Origin of the sequence: Streptomyces sp. NPDC093065 (assembly GCF_044754585.1) — a bacterium.
Taxonomy (GTDB): domain Bacteria; phylum Actinomycetota; class Actinomycetes; order Streptomycetales; family Streptomycetaceae; genus Streptomyces.
In genome coordinates this window covers 488,305-512,639 of record NZ_JBIVPJ010000004.1, presented here as the reverse complement: position 1 = coordinate 512,639, position 24,335 = coordinate 488,305, and the positions used below count along the sequence as shown (strand labels likewise).

The following is a 24,335-nucleotide window of genomic DNA, read 5'->3' as shown; positions in this document are numbered from 1 at the left end:
CAGGGGCAGCGGCTCGGAGGAGGTGACCAGGTCCCGCAGGGGATGGCGGGCCAGGACCGCGTCCACCTCCGGCGTCAACGCCGCCGCCAGCCGGGTGGCCACCGGCAGTGTGTCGTCGAGCAGGGTCTCGGCCGCGGCCAGCACCACCGGCCGTCCGGCGTCCGCGGGCACCCCCGCGGCGGCCCGCCGGTACAGCTCGGCCCCCTCCTCCAGGACGAGACCGGTGTCGATGCCGGCCGGGACCTTGATCCGCGCGGCGTGCCGCCAGGTGGCGACGGGGTCGCTCCACGCCTCCACCCGGTACGTCCAGTGACCCGGTGCCCCCGGAGTGACCTCCGCGCCCCAGCGGTCGGTGCCCGGCGCCAGCTCCCGCATCGGCGTCCACGGCCCCGGCCGGCCCTCGGGGTCCTTCAGCACGACGTTGGCGGCCACCGCGTCGTGCCCCTCCCGGAACACCGTCGCGGTGACCTCGAACGTCTCTCCCGTCACCGCCTTCGCCGGGCGCCTGCCGTTCTCCACCACCGGGTGGACGTCCCGGACCGGGATACGTCCGATCCCCACGGTCGCACTCATCCGCATCTCACCTCCGCCATGCTCGGGGCCGGGCGCGGGCCCGGCCGATTGGGTTGGGCCGATCGGGTCAGGCCGCGCCCGAGGGGGTCCTGTGCCCCGTCGGGGCGAGCCGCTCCGTCCGCTCCTGCGCGTGGGTGAGCAGGTTCGTCCGCAGATACCTTTCAGCAGCGTCCGCGGCCTCGCGTGCGCACCGCTTCCCCATCAGCACGCAGAGGGTGTATCCGGAGTCCTCGAAGGTGGTCCGGACGGTGACGTCCGTGGGGGACGCCAGCATCGAGCGTTCCCAGGCGCGGTAATGCCGCAGCTGCCGGGCGACTTCGCTCTTCGCGGGGAGCAGCATGGCCGGTCACCTTCCGGACGGTCCGGGGTACGGACGATCGGGTTCTGGACGATCGGGTCGGGGGCGATCGAGTTCTTCACACATGGTGCACGGATGGTGACACCCCGTCTTGTTGGATCTTCAACTGCTTTCGTCGTCCGCTCCCGCCCGGATCCCGGCCCCGAGCTGCTCGTGTTGCACGAATGGACTACCGCTCCCACTCTGGAGTGACTCAGAAGCGATCAGCGCTCACGCTTCGTGATCGGGGAGCCCGTCCCCCAAGGGACGCGGAGGAGCGAGAGCCCGCGCGGTGAGGAGCCACGACGATGAAGACCGCAGTGCCCTGCTACTACCACCTCGACGTGGAAGTGAGCCCGGAACGGGTCGGACAGGTCAGGCGCATCCTGGCCGCTCACCTCCGGTTCTGGAACCTGGAGAACCTCGTCGAACCCGTCTGCTCGGGCGCCGAGATGCTGCTGCTGGCGATCGACGAGCACGCGAGCGACAAGAACACGTCGATCGAGATGTGGTGGAACCACCAGCACCTCATCACGGCCGTAGGGGGCAACGACCACGCGCTCCGTCCCGACCAGGACCTGCGCACCTGTCTGCAGCACCTCGCGGCCAACAGCGACGGCTGGGGCTGCTGTGCCACCGACACCGGGGCGAAGGTCATCTGGTTCTCGCGCCGCGCCCGCGCCGGCGAACGCGTCCCGCTGGTCGCGACGGATCCCGAGCCGATCACCCAGGAGGGGCTGGAAGTGCCGCGAGAGATCATGGCGGTGGCCCGGGTGGCCGGCCGGGCACGTACGTCCGACGGCGTGCTGGAGGATGCCCGGTGACCCGCGCCAGACCGAACTGGAAGGGGTCGCCCGTGTGGAGCGGGCACCCCTACCCCCTGGGGGCGTCGTACGACGGACAGGGCACCAACTTCGCCCTGTTCAGCGAGGTCGCCGAGCGGGTCGACCTGGTGCTCGTCGACGACGACGGCAACCACAGCACCGTCCCGCTGCCCGACGTCGACGGCTTCGTGTGGCACTGCTACCTGCCCGGCGTCGGCCCGGGGCAGCGCTACGGCTACCGGGTCCACGGCCCGTGGGCCCCCGCCGTCGGCCACCGCTGCAACCCGGCGAAGCTTCTGCTCGACCCTTACACCCGGGCCGTGGACGGGCTGGTGGACAACCACGCCTCCCTCTTCGAGCGGGCCAAGGGCCGGGCCGACCCGGGCGACAGTGCCGGTCACACCATGCTGGGCGTGGTCACCGACCCGTTCTTCGACTGGGGCGACGACCGACCGCCCCGGCGCCCGTACTCCGAGAGCGTCATCTACGAGGCCCACGTCCGCGGGCTCAGCCGCACCCACCCCGACGTGCCCGAGGAACTGCGCGGCACCTACGCGGGCCTCGCGCACCCGGCGGTCGTGGCGCACCTGACCTCCCTCGGCGTGACGGCCGTCGAACTGATGCCGGTGCACCAGTTCGTGCACGACGGGGTGCTCCAGGACCGGGGCCTGTCCAACTACTGGGGCTACAACACCATCGGCTTCTTCGCGCCGCACAACGGCTACGCCGCCCTCGGCACCCGCGGCCAGCAGGTCAGCGAGTTCAAGTCGATGGTCAAGACCCTGCACGAGGCCGGTCTCGAAGTGATCCTCGACGTGGTCTACAACCACACCGCCGAGGGCAACGAGAGGGGCCCCACCCTCTCCTTCCGGGGCATCGACAACGCCTCGTACTACCGCCTGGTGGACGGCGACTGGCAGCACTACTACGACACCACCGGCACCGGCAACAGCCTGCTGATGCGCCACCCGTACGTGCTCCAGCTCATCATGGACTCGCTGCGGTACTGGGTCACCGAGATGCACGTCGACGGCTTCCGCTTCGACCTCGCGGCCACCCTGGCCCGGCAGTTCCACGAGGTGGACCGGCTGTCCGCGTTCTTCGACCTCATCCAGCAGGACCCCGTGATCAGCCGCGTCAAGCTGATCGCCGAGCCCTGGGACGTCGGCGAGGGCGGCTACCAGGTGGGCAACTTCCCCCAGCTGTGGTCGGAGTGGAACGGCAAGTACCGCGACGCCGTACGGGACTTCTGGCGCGCCGGGGAGCACACGCTCGGCGAGTTCGCCTCCCGGCTGACCGGCTCCTCCGACCTGTACCAGCACAGCCGCCGCCGCCCCCGCGCCAGCGTCAACTTCGTCACCGCGCACGACGGTTTCACGCTGCGCGACCTCGTCTCGTACAACGACAAGCACAACGAGGCCAACGGCGAGGACAACCGGGACGGCGAGAGCCACAACCGGTCCTGGAACTGCGGAGCCGAGGGCGACACCAAGGACCCGGCCGTCCGGGAGCTGCGCGGCCGGCAGCAGCGCAACTTCCTGGCCACGCTCCTGCTCTCGCAGGGCATCCCGATGATCTGCCACGGCGACGAACTGGGCCGCACCCAGCGCGGCAACAACAACGCCTACTGCCAGGACAACGAGATCTCCTGGATCGACTGGCGGCTCGGCGAGGAGCAGCGCGCGCTGCTGGACTTCGCCCGGCGCCTGATCGCCCTGCGCGCCGGCCATCCCGTGCTGCGCCGGCGCCGCTTCTTCCGCGGCGAGACCCTCACCCACGCGGACCAGCCGCTGCCCGACCTGGTGTGGCTGCTGCCCGACGCGCGGGAGATGACCGACGACGACTGGCAGCGCTCCGACGCGCACACCGTCGGCGTGTTCCTCAACGGCGACGCCATCGCCGAACCCGACCCCCGGGGCCGGGCCGTCGTCGACGACTCCTTCCTGCTGCTGCTCAACAGCCACTGGGAGCCGGCCGACTTCCGGCTGCCCGACGTCACCTACGGCGAGCGCTGGACGACCCTCGTCGACACCGCCGACCCGGAGGGCGTCCCCGACGAGGCCGAGTACAAGGCGGGCACCAGGCTGACCGTCGGGCAGCGCAGCCTGGTGCTGCTCTCCCGGCCGTCGCGCACCGGCCGGTGAGCCGGTGAGATCAGCTGCCGAGGCGGCGCGCGGTCACCGTGAACTGCGCGCCGTCGGCGTCCCGGAGCACCGCCTCGTCCTCGCTCAGCGAGAGCACGCTGCCGCCGTGCCGCTCGGCGGTACGGGCACAGGCGCTGACGTCCTCGACCGCGAAGTGGACCTGCCAGTGCGGCCGCACGGCCGGGTCCGGGGCCGCGCCCAGCGCCCCCGATTCGATCCGGGCCACGACCTGGCCCTCGTGGCGCAGGACCACCTCGTCGCCCTCGTACCGGACCTCGCAGCAGCCCTGTCCGGACGCCCACTCGAAGATCTCGCCGTAGAAGATCGCGGCGTCGAAGGCGTCACGGGTGTGCAGGCGGATGAAGGCGGGACGCTTGGTGCGCCAGGCGTCCCAGTCCGAGAACAGCTCGCCCTCCCAGATGCCGAACGTCGCGCCGTCCCGGTCGGCGAGCAGGGCCGCCCGCCCCGGCGGCAGGGAGATCGGCCCGACCGCAGCGGTGCCGCCGCGCTCCTGCGCCCGCGACGCGGCCTCGTCCGCGCTGCGCACGGCGAAGTACGGCGTCCAGGCGACCGCCATCTGCCACATCGCGGCGACGGCGGCGATCCCGGCGACCGGCACCCCGTCGGCCAGGGCGATGCGGAAGGGCTCGCCCAGCCGGACGGGCCGCCACTGCCAGCCCAGCACGGCGGAGTAGAACTCCTCGGTGGCCTTCAGATCACGGCTGGTGAGACTTACCCAGCAGGGGGCGCCGTACACGGAGTGCGTGGACAGCAGGCCCTCCCCGCGGGGGGCGGATGTCGTGTCGTGGTTCATGGCAGTCGTGTCCTGGTCTCGTCCACCGGAAGCCACCGGCTCGACACCAGCGTCCGGCCGGGAGTGCGGCGGGCGCCTGGCGAGTACCCCGCACAGGACGCCGAAACGGTGGCGCGCCCGCCCCGGACGGCCCGGTGGCGCGGCAGGCCGCGGCTGGTGAGGATGGAGGCCCGGAGGTGACCATGCCCCCCACCGACGTGCGCCCGGGTCCGGCCCCGGACCCGGACCCGGATTCCGACTCGGACCAGATATTCCGGCTGCAGGAGGAGGTCCGGCAGCTCAAGGAGGCGGTCGTCTCGCACGCCGTCGTCGACCAGGCGATCGGTGTGGTCGTCGTCCTCGGCGGGGTGACGCCGGACGAGGGGTGGATCGTCCTGAAGGAAGTTTCCCAGCATACGAACATCAAACTCCGCAATGTGGCGGAAACGGTACTCATCTGGGGGCGCACCGGGGTGATGCCGCCGGAGATCCTGGCCGCCCTGGAGGACCGTCTGGGACGGCCGGTGTGCGGCGGGCCCGCGCTCAGCGGGCCTCCGCAAGGATCTCCTCGCGTATCCGGTCGAAACAGCCCGTGAGCAGCCGGGAGACGTGCATCTGGGAGATGCCGAGCTGCCGGGCGATGCCGCTCTGCGTCATCCCCCCGAAGAAGCGCAGGTAGAGGATGGTGCGCTCGCGCTCGGGCAGCGCCTCCAGGCAGGGCCGCACCGCCACCCGGTCCACGACCGCGTCGAAGGCGGGATCGGGCCCGCCCAGCGCGTCACCGAGCGCGTAGCCGTCGGTGCCGGGCATCTCCGCCTCCAGGGACAGCGCGGAGAAGCACTCCAGGGCCTCCATGCCGGTCCGTACCTCGACCGTGGTCAGCTGCGCGTGCTCGGCGATCTCCTCGACGGTCGGGGGACGGCCCGGCGTGGTCTGCGCCAGCTCCTTCGCCGATCTGCGGACCCGGTTGCGCAGGTCCTGGATGCGCCGCGGCACGTGCAGCGTCCACATGTGGTCGCGGAAGTGCCGCTTGATCTCCCCGGTCACCGTCGGCACCGCGTAGGCCTCGAAGGCGTGGCCGCGCTGCGGGTCGTAGTGGTCGACGGCCTTGACCAGGCCGAGGGCGGCCACCTGATAGAGATCCTCCAGGTTCTCGCCGCGGCCCCGGAAGCGGACGGCGATCCGCTCCGCCATGGGCAGCCAGACCCGGATCAGTTCGTCCCGCAGCGCCTTGCGCTCCGGTCCCTCGGGCAGCCCGGCGAGCCGGTCGAACGCCGCGGCCGTGTCGGGGGCGTCGTCGTGCGGGTGGGGCTGGGTTCTGCCGGCGACACGCATCACGCGCACCTCCCTCAGCAGGGGTGCTGGCAAGTCCTCGTATATATGGATACTGAGCGCGAATGTCCCGGACGGCCACTCGAACGGAGGCACACCGGTGACCGGGCGGCCGCCCGGTCGCGGGACGTGATGTGCGGCACGCTCCGGGTGACCGCGCGGACGGGCCCCGGCGGATCGTCCCTGCGCAACGCTTGATCACCGATCAAAAGGGGCGAAGGCCCTGGCCACAGCGCATTCCGCTCATTTGACAGTGCGATCGGCGCACAGATAGGAAGCAGCGTCGAGAGGTCGAGAGGGGCACCGTGTACGAGCCGAACGTGGTCGGGGACTGGCAGGAGTACGACGAGCACGCCGGCCTGCGGGTCCGTGTGCACCGTCTGGAGCCCGCCGAGCCGCCGCGTGGGCGCGACGACGCCGCCGAGGGGCTGACGTACTTCCGGGTCCGGGTGACCGTCGAGAACCGGGGCGGGCGGCACCTCGGCATCCACCTGGAGGACGGCCAGATCGACGTGCGGATCGGCCCCGACGGGGAGAGCGCCTTCCTCGACTGGCGCAACTCCCAGTTCATCGAGGGCTTCGACGTCTACCCGCTGCGCCGGGCCACCGCCGTGCTCTACGGCGCCGGTCCCGAGGCGAGCCTGAGCCTGGTCGACGTGCAGGTGCAGCTGAGGGTGGACGAGGAGTGGGCCGACCGCCGGCTGTGGAGCGGCGCCCTCGGGCTGCCCGACGGGGCCGGGGCCGCCCCGTGCGGCACGGTGCGCGACGAGGGCGTGGCGCACCAGGTGAGCGCCTTCCTGCGGGGCCAGTCGGAGGACGGCTCCGCCTGACCCCTGCGCCGGGCGGCCGCCCCCGGCCGGGTGTGCCGCTTCCCGTGCGCGACGCCGTCCTCAGTGGGCGATGCCGTCGATGATCTCCCGGGCGCCCTGCCGCAGCAGGGCCACCGCGACCGAGGTGCCCAGGGTCGCCGGGTCGAGCCGGCCTGCCCACTCGTGGGCGTTCAGCCGGACCTTGCCGTCCGGGGTGAACACGCAGGCCCGCAGCGAGAGTTCCCCGCCGCGGTCCACGTGCGCGTGCCCGGCGATCGGACTGTTGCAGTGCCCCTGCAGGACGTGCAGGAACATGCGCTCCGCCGTCGCCTCCCGGTGCGTCCCGGGGTGCCCGAGGCCGCTCACCGCGTCGATCAGACCGCTGTCGCCCTCGCGGCACTGCAGGGCGAGGATGCCCGCGCCGATCGGCGGCATCATCGTCTCGGGGGAGAGGACCTCGCTGATCACGTCGCCCCGTCCGATGCGCTCCAGACCGGAGACGGCGAGCAGCAGCGCGTCCGCCTCTCCCGCGGCCAGCTTCGCCAGCCGCCGGTTGGCGTTGCCGCGGAAGGGCACGCACCGCAGATGCGGGTGGGTGGCGGCCAGCTGGGCGACACGGCGCACGGAGGATGTGCCGATCCGCGTCCCGTCCGGCAGCTCGTCCAGGGTGAGCCCGTCCGGGTGGACGAGAGCGTCCCGCACGTCGTCCCGCTTCAGGAACGCGGCGAAGACCGTCCCGGCGGGCAGCGGCCGGTCGGCGGGCACGTCCTTGACGCAGTGCACCGCGAGATCGGCCTCGCCCGTCAGCAGCGCGGCGTCGACCTCCTTGGTGAACGCGCCCTTGCCCTCCACCTGGGACAGGTCGCCGAGCCACTTGTCGCCGGTGGTCTTCACCGGCACGACCTCGGTGCGCACGCCGGGGTGGAGGGCCGCCAACTCGGCGCGCACACGCTCGACCTGAGCCAGTGCCATGGGGGAGTCGCGGGAGACGATGCGGATCAGTTCGGGGGCGGACATGCGGACACGATAGTGCGCGCGGGGGCGCCCACGGGCCGGGATCCGCCCGACCGGCCCATTGCCGCCCCCCTCTCACGCGTACGGGTCGAAGGGGACGCCGGCGGGCTTTGCGGCGGCCAGGTGGGAGGCGAAGCTGCCGTCCTTGAGGCCGAAGTCGGCGCTGCCGAAGTCGTAGGAGCTCAGCTTGTCGCGCAGGCCCGCCGGATAGCTGTTCCAGCCGACCAGGGCCGGGTACTGCCAGGCACCCTTGTGGTTCTCCGGCGGCTCGTCGCCCGAGGTCGCCAGGCGGAAGCAGTGGGTGCCGATGCCGTCCTTGTGGTAGACGATCTTCGGGTGGGTGCCGTCGAAGCGGACGGCGGAACGCTCGTGCACGCTGAACGAACCGTGGTTGGACGTCGACACGTACTGCGCGGCCCCGTCCTTCACCCACACCACCACGTGCTCCCAGTCGTGCCGGTGGCCGCCGAGACTCGTGCCGGGCAGAGCCTGGTCCTTCTCGAAGTAGAGGCCGTACATGTAGGCGCACCAGTCGCCGTCGCACTTGGCGCGCGCGTAACCGTTGGTGTTGTCCAGGTCGAAGGCGTCGCGGCAGTTGCCGTTGAGGGCGCCGGTCGGGTTCAGGCCGCCGTTGACCGCTCCGTCGGCTCCGATGGCCGGGGTCGGGTAGCAGCCGTCGGTGTCGTAGTCGAAGGCGGGCTGGTACGCCTGCTCCAGGGTGTCGGCGTTGCCGGGGAGTCCCGGCGGCGGGGCGGCGAAGGCGGTGGCGGGGAAGGCGACGACGAGGGCGAGGGCACCGAGCGGCACGGTGAGCCATCTGCGGCGGGGCGTTGCGGCGGCACGCGAGAACATCGCGTCCTCCTCGGGGTGGGGCAGCCCAACGGCTGTGGGGGGAAGGGGAGTTCAGGTTCCCCCCTTTTCCCTCGCGCGCCAAGGGCGCACCGGCGTCCCCGCGGTGAAGAGCGGCCCAACACCTGATCCGGCGTCACCCGCTCACACCAGGTCGTCCGGAATGTCGGCGGCCGACTCCTCGGGCGTCAGGTCCGGGCGGAGCCTGAGCCAGGACGGCTGGCGCAGCAGGCCCTCGCGGGTACGGGTGCTGTAGCGGACCTCGCCGACCAGCCGGGGCACGACCCAGCGTGCCCCCGGCACCGACGGCACCGGGTCGAAGGGGCAGACGTCACTGGCCGCAGCCGCCAGCAGCGCGGCCAGCTCGGTGCGCTCACCCGCGCTCCAGCCGGTGCCGACCCCGCCGACGTAGCGCAGCCGGCCGGCGGCGCGCTGGCCGGCCAGGACGGCACCGGGGAGGCCGCCGAGCCGCCCCTTGCCGGGCAGCCAGCCGCCGACCACGACGTCCTCGCTGCGCATGTTGCGGATCTTGACCCAGGCCCGGGAGCGGACCCCGGGCTCGTACACCGAGTCCAGCCGCTTGCACACCAGCCCCTCCAGGCCGTGCTCACGGGTGGCCCGCAGGGCCTGTTCGCCGTGCCCGACCAGCGCGCCCGGCGTCGACCACGACGGCCCGTCCAGGCCGAGGCCGGTCAGCCGCTCGCGGCGGCCGGAGTAGGGGGTGCGCAGCAGGGAGCGGCCCGCCAGGTGCAGGGCGTCGAAGAGCACCAGGTGGACGGGGACCTTGGCCGCCCGGTGCGCGGCGCGGGCCGGGGCGTGCGCCAGGCCCATCCGGGACTGGAGCAACTGGAAGTCGGCGCGGCCCCGTTCGTCCAGGGCCAGCACCTCGCCGTCCAGTACGGCGGGGGTGTCGCCGAGCGAGGCGGCGAGCGGCGCCAGTTCGGGGTAGGCGGCGGTGATGTCCTGGCCGGACCGCGCACGCAGCAGGAGACTCCCGTCGCCAGGCAGATAGACCACCACGCGCTGGCCGTCCTGCTTGGTCTCGTAGGCCCAGCGAGCGTCCTGGCCGGCGGGCGGCAGGGTGCCGGGGGTGGCGAGCATCGGAGGGATCAGCGGCAGCTCCACGGGTCAGTACTCGACCCGCCCGGGCGGCCTCACGCGCGTCGCGCCCCAGGTTCGCCTGAACGGCGCCGGTCCCGGGCAGGACCGGCGCTGTCGCGGTCAGCGGACGGAGGCGGCCTCCGCCGCGACGCCGTCGGCCGGAGCCGGGCCCGCCGGCGCGCCGGCCGGACGGTGCCGGGGGATGAACGAGGCGATGGCGGCGGCCAGCAGGGCGGCGCCGGCGCCGATGGCCATGACCACCTTGAACGCGTTCTCGGACGGCAGGGCGAAGCCGCCGAGGTCGATGGTCAGCTGGGCCAGGATCACACCGGCGACGGCACTGGCGACCGAGGTGCCCAGGGACCGCATGAGGGTGTTGAGGCTGTTCGCGGCGGCCGTCTCGCTCGCCGGCACCGCGCCCATGATCAGCGACGGCATGGCGCCGTAGGCGAAGCCGATGCCCGCGCTGATGACACAGGAGACCAGGACCAGGTGCCAGACCTCGGACATCAGCACGATGTTCAGGCCGTAGCCGGCCGCCACGATCAGGGCGCCGATCATCAGCGTCACCTTCGGGCCCCGGGACTTGGAGACCTTCGCGGAGACCGGGGCGAACGCCATCATCACCAGACCGGACGGCGCCATCACGAGCCCCGTGGTCAGCAGGGAGCGGCCGAGTCCGTAACCGGTGGCCTCGGGCAACTGCAGCAGCTGCGGAAGCACCAGGGACATCGCGAACATCGAGAAGCCGATGGCGACGGACGCCAGGTTGGTGAAGAGCACCTGACGGCGGGCGGTGGTGCGCAGGTCCACCAGCGGCTCCGGAGTGTGCTGCTCCCACCAGCCCCAGACCAGCAGGATCACCACGGCCGCCGCGAACAGGCCGAGGGTGGTGCCCGAGGACCATCCCCAGTCGCCGCCCTTGGAGATCGCCAGTAGCAGGCTCGCGAGACCGGCGGCCATGCCGAGGCCGCCGAGCAGGTCGAAGCGGCCGCCGGTGCGCACCGCCGACTCCGGTACCAGTGCCAGCACGAGCACCAGGGACACCACTCCGAGTGCGCCGGAGAGCCAGAACAGCATGTGCCAGTCCAGCTTGTCCGCGATCAGTGCGGCCGTGGGCAGGCCGAGCGCACCGCCGACCCCGAGGGAGGCGCTCATCACCGCGGTGGCGCCGGCCAGCCGGTCGGCGGGCAGCTCGTCGCGCATGATGCTGATGCCGAGCGGGATCACGGCGGCGGACAGGCCCTGCAGGGCGCGGCCGGCGACCATCGGGACCAGCGTGTCGCTCAGTGCGCAGACCACCGAGCCGCTGATCAGCAGTATCAGGCTGAGCAGGAGCATCCGCCGCTTGCCGAACATGTCGCCGAGCCGGCCGACGACCGGAGTGGCCACCGCGGAGGCGAGCAGGGTGGCGGTCACCGCCCAGGCCGCGTCCGAGGCCGACGCGTCCAGGAGCTTCGGCAGCTCCGGGATGATCGGGATGACCAGGGTCTGCATGAGCGCGACGACGATCCCGGCCAGGGCCAGTACCGCCACCACGGCGTTCGGCCGTGGCGTGGCGGGGGAAGCGGGCATGGAAGAGCCTTTCGAGCGATGCGTGTTGCCACGAGTGTGAGAAGCGGAGCGCGAATATTTAAGTCAGTCGCTTGAAGTATCCTACGGGGTGGAGAGAGGGAACGCGCGTCCGGGCCGGGCGGCGATGCGGCACAGCAGCCCCGTAGGCTTCCGTGGCAACCCGCCGTACGTCGGCGGACCTGCGACGACTCGAGGGACTGGTCGTCGCGGGCGGTACGGAGAGAGTCCCGGCGCGGTGGTGATCATGGCGGGCAGGACGGTCCGGACGGAACAGGTCAGCGCGACCCGGCAGCTGATCCTGACCACCGCCGAGCGGCTGTTCGCCGAGCACGGGGTGTACGCCGTGTCCAACCGCCAGGTCAGCGAGGCCGCCGGACAGGGCAACAACGCCGCGGTCGGCTACCACTTCGGCACCAAGGCGGACCTCGTCCGGGCCATCGCGCAGCGCCACTCGGAGAAGGTCGAGGAACTGCGCGCCCGGCAGCTCGCCGCCCTCGGCGACTCCCCCGACCTGCGCGACTGGGTGGACTGCCTGGTCCGTCCCCAGTTCGACCATCTGGCGGCGCTGGGCAGCCCCACCTGGTACGCGCGGTTCTGTGCCCAGGTCATGACCGATCCGGCGCTGCGGCAGATCATGACCGAGGAGTCCCGGGAGTCCGTCTCCCTGCGGGCGATCATCGAGGGACGCAACCGGTGCATGCCCGCGCTGCCGGACGAGGTCCGCGCGGAGCGGGGCGACATGGCCCGCCACCTCATCGTGCACACGGCGGAGGAGCGGGAGCGGGCCCTGGCCGAGAACCGTCCCACCCCGCGTGCCAGCTGGCAGGACGCGGCCGACGGTCTCGTGGACGCGATCGTGGGCATGTGGCTGGCGCCCGTCACGCCCCGGGGCGGGGAGTGACGGGCGCCGGAAGGCGAACGGGTGCGGTCAGCGGGCCAGGCGGATCCGGGTCACGGTGTCCTCGGCGGCACCGGCCCCCGACTTGTCGACCACGTAGGCGGTGCCGTCCGCGATCTCCACGTGGTTGGGGTTGGCGCCGGTGGTGACGGTCTCCTCGACGCGGCCCCGGCGCGGGTCGACGCGGGTGACCGTGGCGTCGGTGCGGTTGACGACGAGGACGTCGCCGGAGCGCTCGTCGGTCGCCACGGACAGGGCGCCGGCGCCGGTCGCCACGGACTTGGTGACGACGCCCTTTCTCAGGTCGACCACGGAGACGGTGCCGGAGGTCTGGTCGGCGGTGTAGGCGGTCCGGCCGTCGCGGGACAGCGACACGGAGATCGGGCCGTCGCCGGCCGGCAGGAAGCGCGGGGACGTGGAGCCGCGCCGCAGCTCGATCAGCCGGTCGTTGTCGAGGTCGGCCGCGTAGAGGGCGCCCGTGCGCTCGTTGACGGCCAGGCCGGTCGGGGAGGCCCCGTCGACGGTGACGCGCTCCTTCTCCTTGAGGGACTTGGAGTCGAAGGCGACCAGCGTGCCGTCGCCGAAGCCGCTCGCCCACACCGTGTTGTGCCGCTCGTCCACGACGATCTCACGGGCGTGGGCGACGTTCGGCAGGCTGGCCAGGTGCTCGCCGGTGCGCTGGCTGTAGACGGAGACGCTGTTGTCCCGGGTGTTGGTCGTCCAGACGGTGTTGTGCTCGTCGTCCACCGCCACGCCGTAGACGGCCTCGACGGCGCCGGTGGCGTCGTCGGTGACCGGCGGGGTCAGGTCGGCCTTCACGGCGAGGGAGCGCGGGTCGACCTTCAGCAGGTGCGACTCGGTGACCGGCGGACGGCCCACGGCCGCGGTGACCCACAGCACGTTGTTCCGCTCGGAGTACGCCGACTGGTAGAGGCCCTTGGCGAGCTCGGCGGTGGTGACCTTCGAACCGGAGGTGTGCGCGGACGCGGTGCCCGCCAGGGTCAGTGTGCTGCCGGCGGCGACCGCCACGGCGACGGCGGCGGTGAGCACCGTACGGCGGCTATGGGTGCGGATGGCAGGGATGGACATGGTGGTGGAACTCCCTTTCTCGGGAATCTGCGGAAACTGCTGAGGGGAGAAGTGGCTCGGGGCCGCCCGTGGGGTGGCGGGCGGCGGTGGGGTCAGCCGGCCTCGGCGGGCCGGGATGCGCGCCGGCGTACGACGCAGAACGTGGTGGCCGCGGCCCCGGCGGCCCCGCCGACCGCGGCGGCGGCGGCCGACCAGGCGATCGTGGCGTAGGAGACGGGGGACGCGACGGTCGCCGCGATGAGGGTCTTCGCGGTCGTGTCCGGGGTGCCGGCGGAGGACGACGAGGAAGACTGCGCGTCGCCCGCAGGGCCGGCGGTGACCGTGAATTCCACCTTCAGGGAGGTGGGCGGGTTGGGCGCGAGGAAGCGCAGCCAGTGGTCCCCGGTGGGCGTGTCCGCGGGGACGGCGACATCGCCCTCGTAGCCGCCGCTGTCGTCGGCGTCCCACTGGCCGAGGATGCCCTCGTCGTCGAGTTTGACGGTGACCTGCTCCCCGGCGGGGAACCCGGTCACCCGGAAGTGGAGCGTGCCGCCCGGCTGCACCCGGCTCGCGGTGATCTCGGCCTTGGCGCCGGCGTCGTTGGTGGCACTCGCCGGTGCGCCGGACGCGGCGGGGACGGGCGTGGCCGACGCCTTGCCGTTCGCGGCGGTCACCGCGGACGCCCCCGCCCCGCCGGAGGCCGCCGACGTCACGGTGAAGTCGGCCCGGAGGCTGGTCGGCGGGTCGGGGGAGAGGAAGCGCAGCCAGTGGGTGCCCTTCGCGGTGCCGGCGGGGACGGTGACACCGCCGGCGTACGACCCGTCGGCGCCGACCGTCCACTGGCCCAGGATCTTCGTGTCGTCCAGCTTGACCGTCAGTCGCCGTCCCGCCGGGAAGCCCGTCACCCGGAACGACACCCGGTCGCCCGCGGCAACGCGGGAGCCCGCGGTGATCGTGGCGGCCGCTCCGGCGCTGCTGCCGGAACCGCCGGCCGACGACGATCCGCCGGCCGTGCCCGATCCGCCGGCCGCACCGGAACCGCCCTGTCCGCTGCCGCCCGCCGAACCGCTCCCGGCCCCGCCGTTGCCCGAACCGCTTCCGCCCGTACCGCCGTTGCCCGTTCCCCCGCTTGCCGGTGCCGTGACCGTGATGTCGGCCTTGAGGCTGGTGGCGGGGCCGGGGGCGAGGATCCGCAGCCAGTGCGCGCCGGCCGCGGCGGACCTCGGGATCGTCACCGTGCCCGTGAAGGTGCCGTCCGCCTTCACCGCCCCCGGCCACTGGCCGAGAATGGTCTCGTCGTCCAGCTTCACGGTGACGTTCTGGCCCTTGGCGAACCCGGAGAGCGCGAAGGTCGTCCGCCCGCCCGCGGTCACCTTGGCGCCGCCGGTCAGCCGTACCTTCGGGTCGGCGACGGGCGTGGACGGGGTCGGCTTGGGCGTGGGGGTGGGCTCGGGTGTGGGCGAGGGGGAGGGCGTGGTGGCCGTGACGGTCAGGTTCTCGCTCCTGACGCTCGTCTGCGGGGCCAGGAAACGCAGCCAGTGGCCGCCGCCCGGACTCGCGCCGGCGGGGATCGTCACCCTCCCGGCGACGCTGCCGTCGTCGCCGACGGGGAACTGTCCGAGCAGCGTCGTGTCGTCCAACTTGACGCTCAGCGTGCCCCCGGCCGGGAACCCGGCGGCCGTGAACGGCACCTGCCCGCCCGGCTCGACCGAGGTCGCGCCGAGGGTGACCGCGGGAGCGGTCGTGTCAGCCGCCAGTGCCACCGCGTCGGTGGCCTCCGCGTTTCCGGAACCGGCCGTGGCCAGGGGGACGGCGCAGAGGGCGCCCAGGCCCAGCGTCGCGCCGGCGGTCAGGGCGACCACGCGGCTCAGCCGGGCACCGGAGGGCGAAGCGGATCTGTCAGAGGTCATGTTGGCTGCTCCTGGCAGGCGAACGTCGCAGAGAGGAGAAGAGAAGTGACGGCACGGCGGTGGCGGCGACAGGCGGCGCGAAGGGCACGTGCGATCAACTAAGGTAAGGCTAACCTAACCTAGAGATCATGGACGGTCAATTGGATTCCCCACCCGTGTTCGCGGCCCGCCCTCCCGCGGGCGCCCCGCACCACCCGCCCCGGCTGCCCCGCCCCGTGCCGGTGCCCCGGCTCGCCGACCCGGTGTGCCGACTGCCGGATGCGGAGGGGGTCGAGGACTTCTGGGCCGGTGTGCGCGAACGGGGCACACCCCTGGTGGGACCGGACCCGCTGGGCGGAGGGGAGTACCGCGCGGTGACGTTCCTGTGGCGCGGCACCCCCACCACCCGGGCCGTCCAGGTCCTCCCGAACAAGCTCGGCGACCCGCGCGACCCCGCCGGGAACCTCATGGAGCGCGCCCCCGGCACGGACGTGTGGCACTGGACGCTGCGCCTGCGCCACGACTGGCGCGGCACGTACGACTTCTACGTCGACGACCCGCACGACAGCGCCCCGCACGACGACGACTCGCACGCCACCGCCCCGCACACCACCGCGGAGAACGAGGAGGAGCCCGCACCGCGGACCCCCGCGTACTGGCGTCGGTTGCGCACCCACCGGCGCTCCGACCCCCACAACTCCCGTGCGCTGCCCCACCGCTGGGACGGCGAGCCCGTGTCGTACGCCGAACTCCCCGCCGCCCCGCGCGCGCTGGACTGGGTGCCCCGCCCCGGCGTGCCGCACGGCACTCTCACCGAGCACGCCGTGGTCAGTGCACGCATCGGCGGCAGCCGCCGGGTCTGGCTGTACGAACCGCCGGGCGGCGCCCGGGAGCCGGGCGGGCTGCCGGTCCTGGTCCTGCTCGACGGAGAGCACTGGGGACCGCGACTCGGTCTGGCCCACCTGCTCGACAACCTGATCGCCGACGGGCGCATCCCGCCGACGGCCGCCGTGCTGCCGGAGGCCGTGGACGAGGCGACGCGCTGGGCCGAACTGTCCTGCCGGCCCGAGTACGTGGACTTCCTCGCCCGCGAGCTGCTGCCCTGGGCGGCCGGGCGGCTCCCCCTCACCGCCGACCCGGCGCGCACCGTCGTCGCCGGTCAGAGCCTCGGCGGGCTGACCGCCGCGTACGCGGCCGTGGCGGCGCCGGGACGCTTCGGCAACGCCCTCGTCCAGTCCGGGTCGTTCTGGTGGCCCGACGGACCGGAGGCGGAGTGGCTCACCCGGGCACTCGCCGAGGGGCCCCGCCCGCCGGTGCGCTTCCGGCTCTCCTTCGGCACACAGGAGTGGGTGGCCCTGCCGGCCGCCCGAAGGCTGCGCGACACCCTCGCCTCGATCGGCTGCCACGACACCTCCTACCGTGAGTTCGACGGCGGCCACGACTACCTGTGCTGGCGCACCGAACTGGCCGACGGGTTGGTCGAGCTGCTCGGCCGCTGACCGCCGCCCGGGTTACGCCCGGAGTTCCTTCAGACGCGCGGCGAGCACCGTCGCCACGTCGTCGAGGTACCGGTCCCGCATCAGCTGCGGATGGGTGCAGTCCAGGTCGTGATTGGTGATCGCGCCGCTCACATGGGGGCGCCACGCCTCGCGCGTCAGCCAGTCCTCGGCGCGCGGGGCGGCGGCCGTGAAGAACAGCACGTCGCCGTCGTAGCGGGCGTGTTCGTGCGCGCGCATCATGCGGGCGTGGTTGGGCACGATGTCGACGATCCGGGACAGGGTGCGCTCGGGCAGCCCGGCGAGGGGGCTGCCCGCCCGGCGCAGCGTGGCCAGCACGTCCTCACGGTCGCGCTCGCCGGCCCGGTCGAAGCCCGCCATGCGCAGCACCGCGGTCAGCGCGTCGCCCTCCTCGGGCGCGGGCCGCTCCCGCCACTGCTCGGAGGGGAAGGCGTCGAGCAGCGCGAGGAGGTCGACCCGCTCACCGGCGCGCTGGAGCAGCACCGCCATGGTGTGCGCGAGCACTCCGCCCACCGACCAGCCGAGCAGACGGTACGGGCCGTGCGGCTGGATGCGGCGGATCTCCCGTACGTAGTCCTCCGCCTCCTCCAGCAGCGTGCGCGGCAGCCGCTCGTCGCCGGCCAGACCGCGGGCCTGCACGCCGTACACGGACTGCTGCGGACCCAGCCGCGCCGCCAGCCCGGCGTAGCACCAGGAGAGGCCGCCCGCCGGATGGACGGCGAACAGCGGTGTCCCCTCGCCCTCGGTCCGCAGGGGCAGTACGACGCCCAGCGCGTCCTCGGCGGCCGGTCCGGCCGCGTCCAGCCGGGCGGCGAGCGCCGCGGGTGTCGGCGCCTCGAACAGGGAGCCGATGGTCAGTTCCGCGCCGAACTCCTCCCGTACCCGCGCCACCAGCCGCACCGCGAGCAGCGACGTGCCGCCCAGGTCGAAGAAGGCGTCCTCGGGTCCGACCCCGTCCGCCTCCAGCACCTCGGCGAACAGCCGGACCAGGGCCGCCTCCCGCGCGGAGGTGGGGCGCCGCGCGCCCGCGCCGCCGGAGAAGACCGGGGCGGGCAGCTCACGACGGTCCAGCTTGCCGCTCGGGGAGAGCGGGAACGCCGCCAGGACCACGACGGCGGCCGGGACCATGTGCTCCGGCAACTCGCGGGCCAGCGCCGCCCGTACGTCCGCCGGGTCGGCGTCACCGGTCACGTAGCCGACGAGACGGTCCTCCCACACGACCGCGCAGGCACCCTCGACGCCGGGCCGGGCGGTGAGCGCCGCCTCGATCTCGCCGAGTTCGACGCGTTGCCCGCGCAGCTTGACCTGGTGGTCGGTGCGGCCGAGGTACTCGACCTCGCCCCCGGCGGTCCAGCGCGCCAGGTCGCCCGTGCGGTACATCCTGGCGTCCGCGGGACCGAAGGGGTCGCGCACGAACCGGGACGCCGTCAGCTCCGGCCGGCCCAGATACCCGTCGGCCAGCTGCACCCCCGCCAGATACAGCTCGCCGGGCACGCCCGGCGGGCACGGCTGGAGTGCCGCGTCCAGCACGTACAGGCGGGTGTTCCACACCGGCCGGCCGATCGGCACCGGGCCCCCCTCCACCGGGTCGCAGGCGTGGTGGGTGACGTCGACGGCGGCCTCCGTCGGCCCGTACAGGTTGTGCAGCCCGACGTCCGGAAGCAGTCCCGCGAAGGCCTGCGCGGTCTCGCGGGGCAGCGCCTCCCCGCTGCAGAAGACCCGGCGCAGCGCGTCCCCGCACCCGGCCGACTCCGGGGCGGCCAGGAACACCTGGAGCATCGAGGGCACGAAGTGGCAGGTGGTGACCGCTTGTTCGCGGATCAGCCGGGCCAGGTACACGGGATCCTTGTGGCCACCCGGCTCGGCGACCACCAGCACCGCACCCTCCCGCAGCGGCCAGAAGAACTCCCACACCGACACGTCGAACGACGACGGCGTCTTCTGCAGGACCCGGTCCCCGGCGGTCAGCCCGTACGCGTGCTGCATCCACCGCAGCCGGTTGTCGATCGCCCGGTGGGGGACAACGACACCCTTGGGGCGGCCCGTCGAACCGGACGTGTAGATGACGTACGCGGGATGGGCGGGGGTGAGGGACCGGGGCGGGTTCGTCCACGAGTACGCCGACACGTCGAGGCCGTCCAGGACGACCGTCTCGGTGCCCGTGTCGTCCTGGAGGCGGCCGGCCCGGTCGGCGACGGCGCAGACGGGAGCCGCGTCCTCGAGCATGTACGTCAGACGCGCCGCCGGGTAGTCCGGGTCCAGCGGCAGATAGGCCGCACCGGCCTTGAGCACGGCGAGCAGGGCCACGACCAGCTCGGCCGAGCGCGGCACGGAGACGGCGACCACCGCGCCGGGCCGGGCGCCCAGGGACTGCAGGTGCCGGGCGAGGCGGTTGGCGCGGACGTTCAGCTGTTCGTAGGTCAGCGTGGTGTCCCCGTACACGAGCGCGGTGGCGTGCGGGTTGCGGGCGGCCCGCGACTCGATCGGCCCGATCAGTGTGGTCGGGGGCAGGGCGCGGTCGGTGCGGTTGAACTCCTCCAGGACCAGGGTCCGTTCGGCCGGGGTGAGTACGGCGTGCTCGGCGAGCGGGCGGTGCGGGTCGTCGAGGGTCAGCCGGTCCACCAGGTGGAGGAACCGGTCCTGGTGCGCGGCCAGGGCGTCGCCGTCGTACAGGGCCGGGTTGCCGTCGTGGTCGATGCGCAGGCCGCGGCCGTCGGCACGGTCGTAAACGTTGACCGTCAGGTCGTCCACCGGGCCCGCGGAGAGGTTCCTGGCGAGCGCGGGGGCGCCCGCGAAGTCCACGCCGTAGTCGAACGGCATGATGTTGACGAGCGGGCCGACCAGTGCCCGGCTCTCGCCCAGCAGGCCCAGGTCGCGGCGGATCTCCTCGTAGCGGTAGCGCTGGTGGCGCCGCACCTCGCGGACGCCGAGTACCACCTGCCGCACCAGTTCGGCGAGGGTCGCGCCGGGGGACACGGCGAGCCTGAGCGGCAGCACGTTCATCACCATGCCGGGCACGCGCAGGGACACCGAGCCCATGCGGCCCATCATCGGCAGGCCGAGCACCACGTCCTGCTGCGCGGTGACGCGGGAGACGCAGAGGGCCTGGGCGGCGATCAGCACGTCCGGCCAGGTGGCGCGCAGGCGCGCGGCGAGGTCCCGCAGCCGCAGCGTCGTCTCCGGGGACATGTGGGCGCCGCGGCGCAGGAAGGTCCGGGACGGCAGCGCCCCGCGCCCCGCGAGCCGGGGTGCCCGGGGACGGTCGGCGAACGCCTCGGTCCAGTGGGCGTGGTCCGCGTCGAAGGCCGGTGAGGCGCGGTACGCCGCGTCGTCGGCGACCAGGTCGGCGAGGGAGCCGAAGGTGCGCGGGGCGGGCTCGTTGCCGCGGGCGAGCGCCGAGTACACCTCGGCGGTGCGGCGCACCAGGAGGGAGTAGCCGTAGCCGTCCATGACGAGGTGGTGGACGCGCTGGTACCACAGCCAGCGGTCCGGCCCGACGCGGAACAGGGCGTGCCGGAACAGCGGGCCCCTCGCCAGGTCGAAGGGCTCGGCCAGGTCGGCGCTCATCCACGCCTCCGCCTCGGCCTCGTCGGCTGGCTCCCGCACGGTCAACGGGAGTTCGACGGCGTCGGCGACGTACTGGCGGGGTCCCTCGGGGGTGTCCTCGACACGGACCACACGCAGCGCGTCGGCCTCGGCGGTCACCCGGCGCAGGGCGGCGGCGAACAGCTCGGGGTCGAGCGAGCCGTCGATCTCCAGGCACTCGGCGGTGTTCTGCGCGGGGCTGAGCGGGTCCAGGGCCTGCGCGTACCACATGCCGGACTGCGCCGCGGTCAGCGGGAGTCCGGCCGGTCCGGGGACGCTCACACCGCCCCCAGCAGGGGAGCCCAGGCCTCGATGGCCGGCCGTTCGGCCAGATCGGCGAAGCCGGCCGTCACCGCGTGCTCGCGGCGCCAGCGTTCCAGCAGCGTCATGACCCGGACCGAGTCCAGGCCGTAGTCGACGAGGTTCTCGTCGACGGGGATGTCCGCCGGGTCCTCGCCGAGGCAGTCGGCGACGTCGGCGCGGATCCGTTCCACGGTGAGCGGGGTGGGTGCCACGGCTCAGACCTCCTTGAGGAGCGCGTCGGTGGTGGTGACGACCGCGCAGCGGCCGGCGGCCCAGCGCAGCGCCATGTCGTGGTCCTCGCGGGAGAAGTCGGCGACCGCGTCGGCGACGACGAAGGCGCGCAGGTCCCGCTGCCAGGCGTCGGCCGCCGTCATCAGCACGCCGATGTGCGCGTACACGCCGACGACCACGAGCTGGTCGCGGCCCGTCTCGCGCAGCAGGTCCGCCAGGCCCGTACGGACGAAGGCGCTGTACTTCCACTTGGTGAGCAGCGTGTCCCCGTCCTCGGGCGCCACCGCGTCCGGCACGGCGAGGGCCCCGGGGTCGTCGGCGGCGCCGGGTCCCCAGAAGTCGAGCTGGAGTCCGCGCTCCTCGGGCGTCTGACCGCCGCGCTGGGCCGAGTAGACGACCGGGACACCGAGGCGGCGGTACTCCTTGAGCAGCCGCGCGGTGTTGCCGAGCATGCCGGTCAGGGGCTGCTCACCGGCCGGGAAGGCGGACAGGAAGTGCTGCTGGAGGTCGTGCACCAGCAGGACGGCCCGCCCGGGGTCCACCGTCCAGGACACGCGGTTCGCGGGGAGTTCGTCCGCGGCAGGGAGCGGGTACGGGGCGATGGCGGGCAGGGCCACGGGGGAGGGCCTCTCGGGGCCGGACCCACCGGCGGCGGAGCGCAGGTGCTTCTTGCTGATCTTGCCGACGCCGGTCTGCGGGAAGGCGTCGACGAACTCGACGAGGTCGGGCACCTTGTAGGCGGCGATGCCGCGCTCGCGCACGAACCGCTTGACCGCGACCGGCCGCAGCGGTCCGGCGCCCTCGCGCAGGATGACGTAGGCCAGGGAGCGTTCGCCCAGGTAGTCGTCGGGCACCGCGACCACCGACACGTCGTGCACGGACGGATGGCCGAGGATGATGTTCTCGACCTCCTCCGGCGCGATCTTCTCGCCGCCGCGGTTGATCTGGTCCTTGGCCCGGCCCTCCACCACGAGATGGCCCGTCGGGGTGCGGCGCACGACGTCACCGGTGCGGTAGAAGCCGTCCTCGGTGAAGGCCCGCCGGTTGTGCTCCGGCGCCCGCCAGTAGCCGCGGATCGTGTACGGACCGCGGGTGAGCAGATGCCCGGACTCCCCGTCGGGGACGTCCCGGTCGGCGTCGTCGACGACGCGGACCTCGTCGTCCGGGGAGATCGGCCGCCCCTGCGTGGTGACGACGGTCTCGGTGTCGTCGTCCAGCCGCGTGTAGTTGACCAGACCCTCGGCCATCCCGAAGACCTGCATCAGCCGGCAGCCCAGCGCCGGCTCCAGCCGCCTGGCCGCCTGCTCGCTGTACTTGGCGCCGCCGACGAGCAGCAGCTCCAGGCTGGACACGTCGTGCGCGGTCTCGGTCGCGGCCTGCGTCCACACCAGCGCCAGCGGCGGCACCAGGCCCGTCATCGTGATCCGCTCCCGGGCGATCAGCGGGAACGCGGTGTCCGGGTCGGGCTTCGGGCACAGCACCACCGTGCCGCCCGCGTACAGCATGCCCAGCCAGCCGGGGGAACTCATCGGGAAGTTGTGGGCGGCGGGCAGCACGACGAGGAACCGGGTGCCGGCCTCCACGCCGCAGATCTCGTTGGAGCCCCGCACCGAGTACAGGTAGTCGTCGTGGGTGCGCGGGATCAGCTTGGACACGCCCGTCGTGCCGCCCGACAGCTGGAGGAACGCCAGCTCGTGCGGCTCGGGTCCGTCGAACGGTGCGGAGGGCTCGCACGGCACGTCGGCCAGCGCGGTGTGCTCGCCGGGCTCGCCCGCCACGAACACGTGCCTGAGCCCGGGAGCCGACTCGCGCATCCGGGAGGCGAGTTCCCGGTGGTCGTAGCCCGCGTGCACGTCCGGGACGACGTACGCGACGGCCTCGGTGAAGGAGCAGAAGTGGGCGATCTCCGTCTCCCGGTGCGCGGGCAGCGCGTACACGGGCAGCGCGCCGATGCGGAACAGGGCGAGGACCACCTCGAAGAACTCGCCGGTGTTGGGCAGTTGGACGACGACCCGGTCGCCCTTGCCGATGCCGCGGGCGAGGAACCCGGCGGCGAGCCGGTCGGCGCCCTCGTCCAGCTCCCGGTAGGTCCAGGTCCGGCGCTCGGGTGCCGGGTCGACCAGGGCGATCCGGTCGGGGTGTTCGGCGGCACGCTCGCGGAGCACACCGCCGATGGTCTCGCCGCGCCAGTGGCCCGCGGCGCGGTAGCGTGCGGCGAACTCGGCCGGCCAGGTGGGCGCGTCCACGCCGGGGGTGAGGGTCACAGCGATGCTCCCACCGCGTCGAGGAACGTACGGAACTTGGCGGCGGTCTCCGCCGTCTCGGACTCGGGCGTGGAGGCCGCCACCACTCCGGCGCCGGCGAACAGCCGCAGCGTCCGGCCCTCGGCCTCGGCGCAGCGGATCGTGACGACCCACTCGCCGTCGCCGTCCGCGTCCTGCCAGCCGACCACGCCGGTGTAGGCGCCCCGGTCGAAGGGCTCGGACTCGGTGATCACGGCCCGTGCCGTCTCGGTCGGGGTGCCGCACACGGCGGGCGTGGGGTGCAGGGCGGTCGCCAGGTCCAGCGCGGTCGTCCCGGCGTCGGCCACCTCGCCCGTGATCGTGGTCGACAGGTGCCACATGGCCGCCGTGCGCACCAGGGTGGGCCGCTCGGGCACCTCCAGCGCGCCGCACAGCGGCGCGAGCGCCTCGCGTACGGCGGCCACGACGACGGCGTGTTCGTGCAGGTCCTTCTCGGACTCCAGCAGGGCGACCGCGCGCCGGACGTCCTCGGCCAAGTCCTCGCTGCGGGGCGCCGAGCCCGCGAGCGGGTTGGCGGTCAGCCGGCCGCCCCGCCGGGCGACGAGCAGTTCGGGGCTGGCCCCGATCAGGGTGCGGCCCGGGCCGCCGGGCACGGCGAAGGTGTAGCCGGCGGGGTCGCGCCGGGCCAGGCGGCGCAGCATCGCGGGCAGGTCGGGCTCGTGGGCGGAGGTGAGTTCCAGGGTGCGGGCGAGGACGACCTTGTCGAACTCCCCGGCCCGAATCCGCGCGACCGCGGCCGCGACCGCCGCACCGTACCGCTCCGGTTCGGGTACCTCCCGCACCGTCCACCGCGGCCGGTCCACGCCCTCGGGGACGGGCAGGGCGATCAGCGGGTCCTCCCGCAGGGGCGGCGCCCAGCGCACCGACTCGGGCACCGCGAGCGAGGGCGGCGCGTCCGGGGCGAAGGGCAGCGCGCCGACGACCAGCGGCACCGGGTCGCCCGGCCGGCGCAGTGCGTCCAGCACCTCGCGGACCCGCACGGCGGGCGGGCGCGGGTCGTGGGGTATCGCGGCGGCGGTGCCGCGGCCCAGCAGGGTCCGGTGGGGGGTGGCGAGGAAGCGGTCGACGGCGGGGCGGTACGACCCGAGGAGGGCGGTCGCGGCGCCGGGGGCGCCCGGCGTGGTGGAGTGCGGGAAATCGCGAAGCGGTTCGTGCAGGGAAAGGGACATGGCTGTCTCCTGTGGGGGTGG

20 protein-coding genes and 1 pseudogene are annotated in these 24,335 nt (G+C 73.5%); 6 read left to right on the top strand and 15 right to left on the bottom strand.

Features of this window, described 5'->3' with window-relative positions; all coding sequences use genetic code 11:
- On the bottom strand, positions 1-579 hold a 579-nt coding region (locus ACIQFU_RS10840), incomplete at its 3' end, for a maltotransferase domain-containing protein (protein ID WP_402550528.1).
- Positions 580-640: 61 nt separating this feature from the next.
- The gene (locus tag ACIQFU_RS10835; RefSeq protein ID WP_402550527.1) at positions 641-913 is read right to left on the bottom strand and encodes a DUF5133 domain-containing protein; all 273 of its coding nucleotides are present in this window, start codon (positions 911-913) and stop codon (positions 641-643) included.
- 305 nt (positions 914-1,218) lie between these two features.
- Here ACIQFU_RS10835 and ACIQFU_RS10830 point away from each other — a divergent pair, with 305 nt between their 5' ends.
- On the top strand, positions 1,219-1,734 hold the full coding sequence (locus ACIQFU_RS10830) for a pep a2 (protein ID WP_402550526.1): 516 nt from the start codon (positions 1,219-1,221) through the stop codon (positions 1,732-1,734).
- The gene (glgX, locus tag ACIQFU_RS10825; RefSeq protein ID WP_402550525.1) at positions 1,731-3,878 is read left to right on the top strand and encodes a glycogen debranching protein GlgX; all 2,148 of its coding nucleotides are present in this window, start codon (positions 1,731-1,733) and stop codon (positions 3,876-3,878) included. Before ACIQFU_RS10830 ends, glgX begins: the two co-directional genes overlap by 4 nt.
- 10 nt (positions 3,879-3,888) lie before the next feature.
- On the opposite strand, the gene ACIQFU_RS10820 is transcribed toward glgX, so the two are convergent.
- On the bottom strand, positions 3,889-4,692 hold the full coding sequence (locus ACIQFU_RS10820; protein WP_402550524.1) for a VOC family protein: 804 nt from the start codon (positions 4,690-4,692) through the stop codon (positions 3,889-3,891).
- A gap of 182 nt (positions 4,693-4,874) precedes the next feature.
- Between ACIQFU_RS10820 and ACIQFU_RS10815 the strand changes: the two genes are divergently transcribed.
- Positions 4,875-5,267, top strand: coding sequence for an ANTAR domain-containing protein (locus ACIQFU_RS10815; protein WP_402550546.1), 393 nt, complete (start codon positions 4,875-4,877; stop codon positions 5,265-5,267).
- Here the strand turns inward: ACIQFU_RS10815 and ACIQFU_RS10810 are convergent.
- Entirely contained in the window at positions 5,215-6,006 is a 792-nt protein-coding gene (locus tag ACIQFU_RS10810; protein WP_402550545.1) for a SigB/SigF/SigG family RNA polymerase sigma factor, read from the bottom strand. The two genes, ACIQFU_RS10815 and ACIQFU_RS10810, sit on opposite strands and share 53 nt — an antisense overlap.
- A gap of 302 nt (positions 6,007-6,308) precedes the next feature.
- Here ACIQFU_RS10810 and ACIQFU_RS10805 point away from each other — a divergent pair, with 302 nt between their 5' ends.
- Complete coding sequence (locus tag ACIQFU_RS10805) at positions 6,309-6,833, top strand: hypothetical protein (protein WP_402550523.1); 525 nt, start codon at positions 6,309-6,311, stop codon at positions 6,831-6,833.
- Between the two features lie 60 nt (positions 6,834-6,893).
- Here ACIQFU_RS10805 and hemC read toward each other — a convergent pair whose 3' ends face one another.
- The 4 genes from hemC to ACIQFU_RS10785 all read right to left on the bottom strand — a co-directional run bounded on the left by hemC (position 6,894) and on the right by ACIQFU_RS10785 (position 11,351).
- Positions 6,894-7,829 carry a hydroxymethylbilane synthase gene (gene hemC, locus ACIQFU_RS10800; protein ID WP_402550522.1) on the bottom strand — a complete coding sequence of 312 codons (936 nt, stop codon included), beginning with the start codon at positions 7,827-7,829 and terminating at the stop codon, positions 6,894-6,896.
- Between the two features lie 72 nt (positions 7,830-7,901).
- Positions 7,902-8,678: an NPP1 family protein gene (locus ACIQFU_RS10795; protein WP_402550521.1), complete on the bottom strand. Its 777-nt coding sequence runs from the start codon at positions 8,676-8,678 to the stop codon at positions 7,902-7,904.
- Between the two features lie 141 nt (positions 8,679-8,819).
- Positions 8,820-9,800 carry an ATP-dependent DNA ligase gene (locus ACIQFU_RS10790; protein WP_402550520.1) on the bottom strand — a complete coding sequence of 327 codons (981 nt, stop codon included), beginning with the start codon at positions 9,798-9,800 and terminating at the stop codon, positions 8,820-8,822.
- 96 nt (positions 9,801-9,896) lie between these two features.
- The gene (locus ACIQFU_RS10785) at positions 9,897-11,351 is read right to left on the bottom strand and encodes an MFS transporter (RefSeq protein ID WP_402550519.1); all 1,455 of its coding nucleotides are present in this window, start codon (positions 11,349-11,351) and stop codon (positions 9,897-9,899) included.
- A 244-nt stretch (positions 11,352-11,595) separates the two neighbouring features.
- Here ACIQFU_RS10785 and ACIQFU_RS10780 point away from each other — a divergent pair, with 244 nt between their 5' ends.
- Positions 11,596-12,252: a TetR/AcrR family transcriptional regulator gene (locus tag ACIQFU_RS10780; RefSeq protein WP_402550518.1), complete on the top strand. Its 657-nt coding sequence runs from the start codon at positions 11,596-11,598 to the stop codon at positions 12,250-12,252.
- A gap of 27 nt (positions 12,253-12,279) precedes the next feature.
- Here ACIQFU_RS10780 and ACIQFU_RS10775 read toward each other — a convergent pair whose 3' ends face one another.
- Together ACIQFU_RS10775 and ACIQFU_RS10770 are read right to left on the bottom strand one after the other, a co-directional pair.
- On the bottom strand, positions 12,280-13,338 hold the full coding sequence (locus tag ACIQFU_RS10775; RefSeq protein WP_402550517.1) for a YncE family protein: 1,059 nt from the start codon (positions 13,336-13,338) through the stop codon (positions 12,280-12,282).
- A 92-nt stretch (positions 13,339-13,430) separates the two neighbouring features.
- The gene (locus ACIQFU_RS10770) at positions 13,431-15,227 is read right to left on the bottom strand and encodes a hypothetical protein (protein WP_402550516.1); all 1,797 of its coding nucleotides are present in this window, start codon (positions 15,225-15,227) and stop codon (positions 13,431-13,433) included.
- Between the two features lie 128 nt (positions 15,228-15,355).
- Between ACIQFU_RS10770 and fes the strand changes: the two genes are divergently transcribed.
- Positions 15,356-16,705: an enterochelin esterase gene (gene fes, locus ACIQFU_RS10765; protein WP_402550515.1), complete on the top strand. Its 1,350-nt coding sequence runs from the start codon at positions 15,356-15,358 to the stop codon at positions 16,703-16,705.
- Between the two features lie 12 nt (positions 16,706-16,717).
- Here the strand turns inward: fes and ACIQFU_RS10760 are convergent, their stop codons facing one another.
- The 5 genes and pseudogenes from ACIQFU_RS10760 to ACIQFU_RS10740 form a co-directional block, all read right to left on the bottom strand.
- Positions 16,718-20,539 carry an amino acid adenylation domain-containing protein gene (locus tag ACIQFU_RS10760; protein WP_402550544.1) on the bottom strand — a complete coding sequence of 1,274 codons (3,822 nt, stop codon included), beginning with the start codon at positions 20,537-20,539 and terminating at the stop codon, positions 16,718-16,720.
- A 47-nt stretch (positions 20,540-20,586) separates the two neighbouring features.
- The gene (locus tag ACIQFU_RS10755; protein WP_402550514.1) at positions 20,587-20,823 is read right to left on the bottom strand and encodes a phosphopantetheine-binding protein; all 237 of its coding nucleotides are present in this window, start codon (positions 20,821-20,823) and stop codon (positions 20,587-20,589) included.
- 3 nt (positions 20,824-20,826) lie between these two features.
- Entirely contained in the window at positions 20,827-21,357 is a 531-nt protein-coding gene (locus ACIQFU_RS10750; protein ID WP_402550543.1) for an isochorismatase family protein, read from the bottom strand.
- Between the two features lie 132 nt (positions 21,358-21,489).
- Positions 21,490-23,112: pseudogene (locus ACIQFU_RS10745) on the bottom strand ((2,3-dihydroxybenzoyl)adenylate synthase); the annotation flags it as partial.
- A complete protein-coding gene (locus ACIQFU_RS10740) occupies positions 23,103-24,314 on the bottom strand; it encodes an isochorismate synthase (protein WP_402550513.1) in 1,212 nt (403 codons plus the stop codon). The gene ACIQFU_RS10740 and the pseudogene ACIQFU_RS10745, both read right to left, overlap by 10 nt.
- Positions 24,315-24,335: the final 21 nt, after the last annotated feature.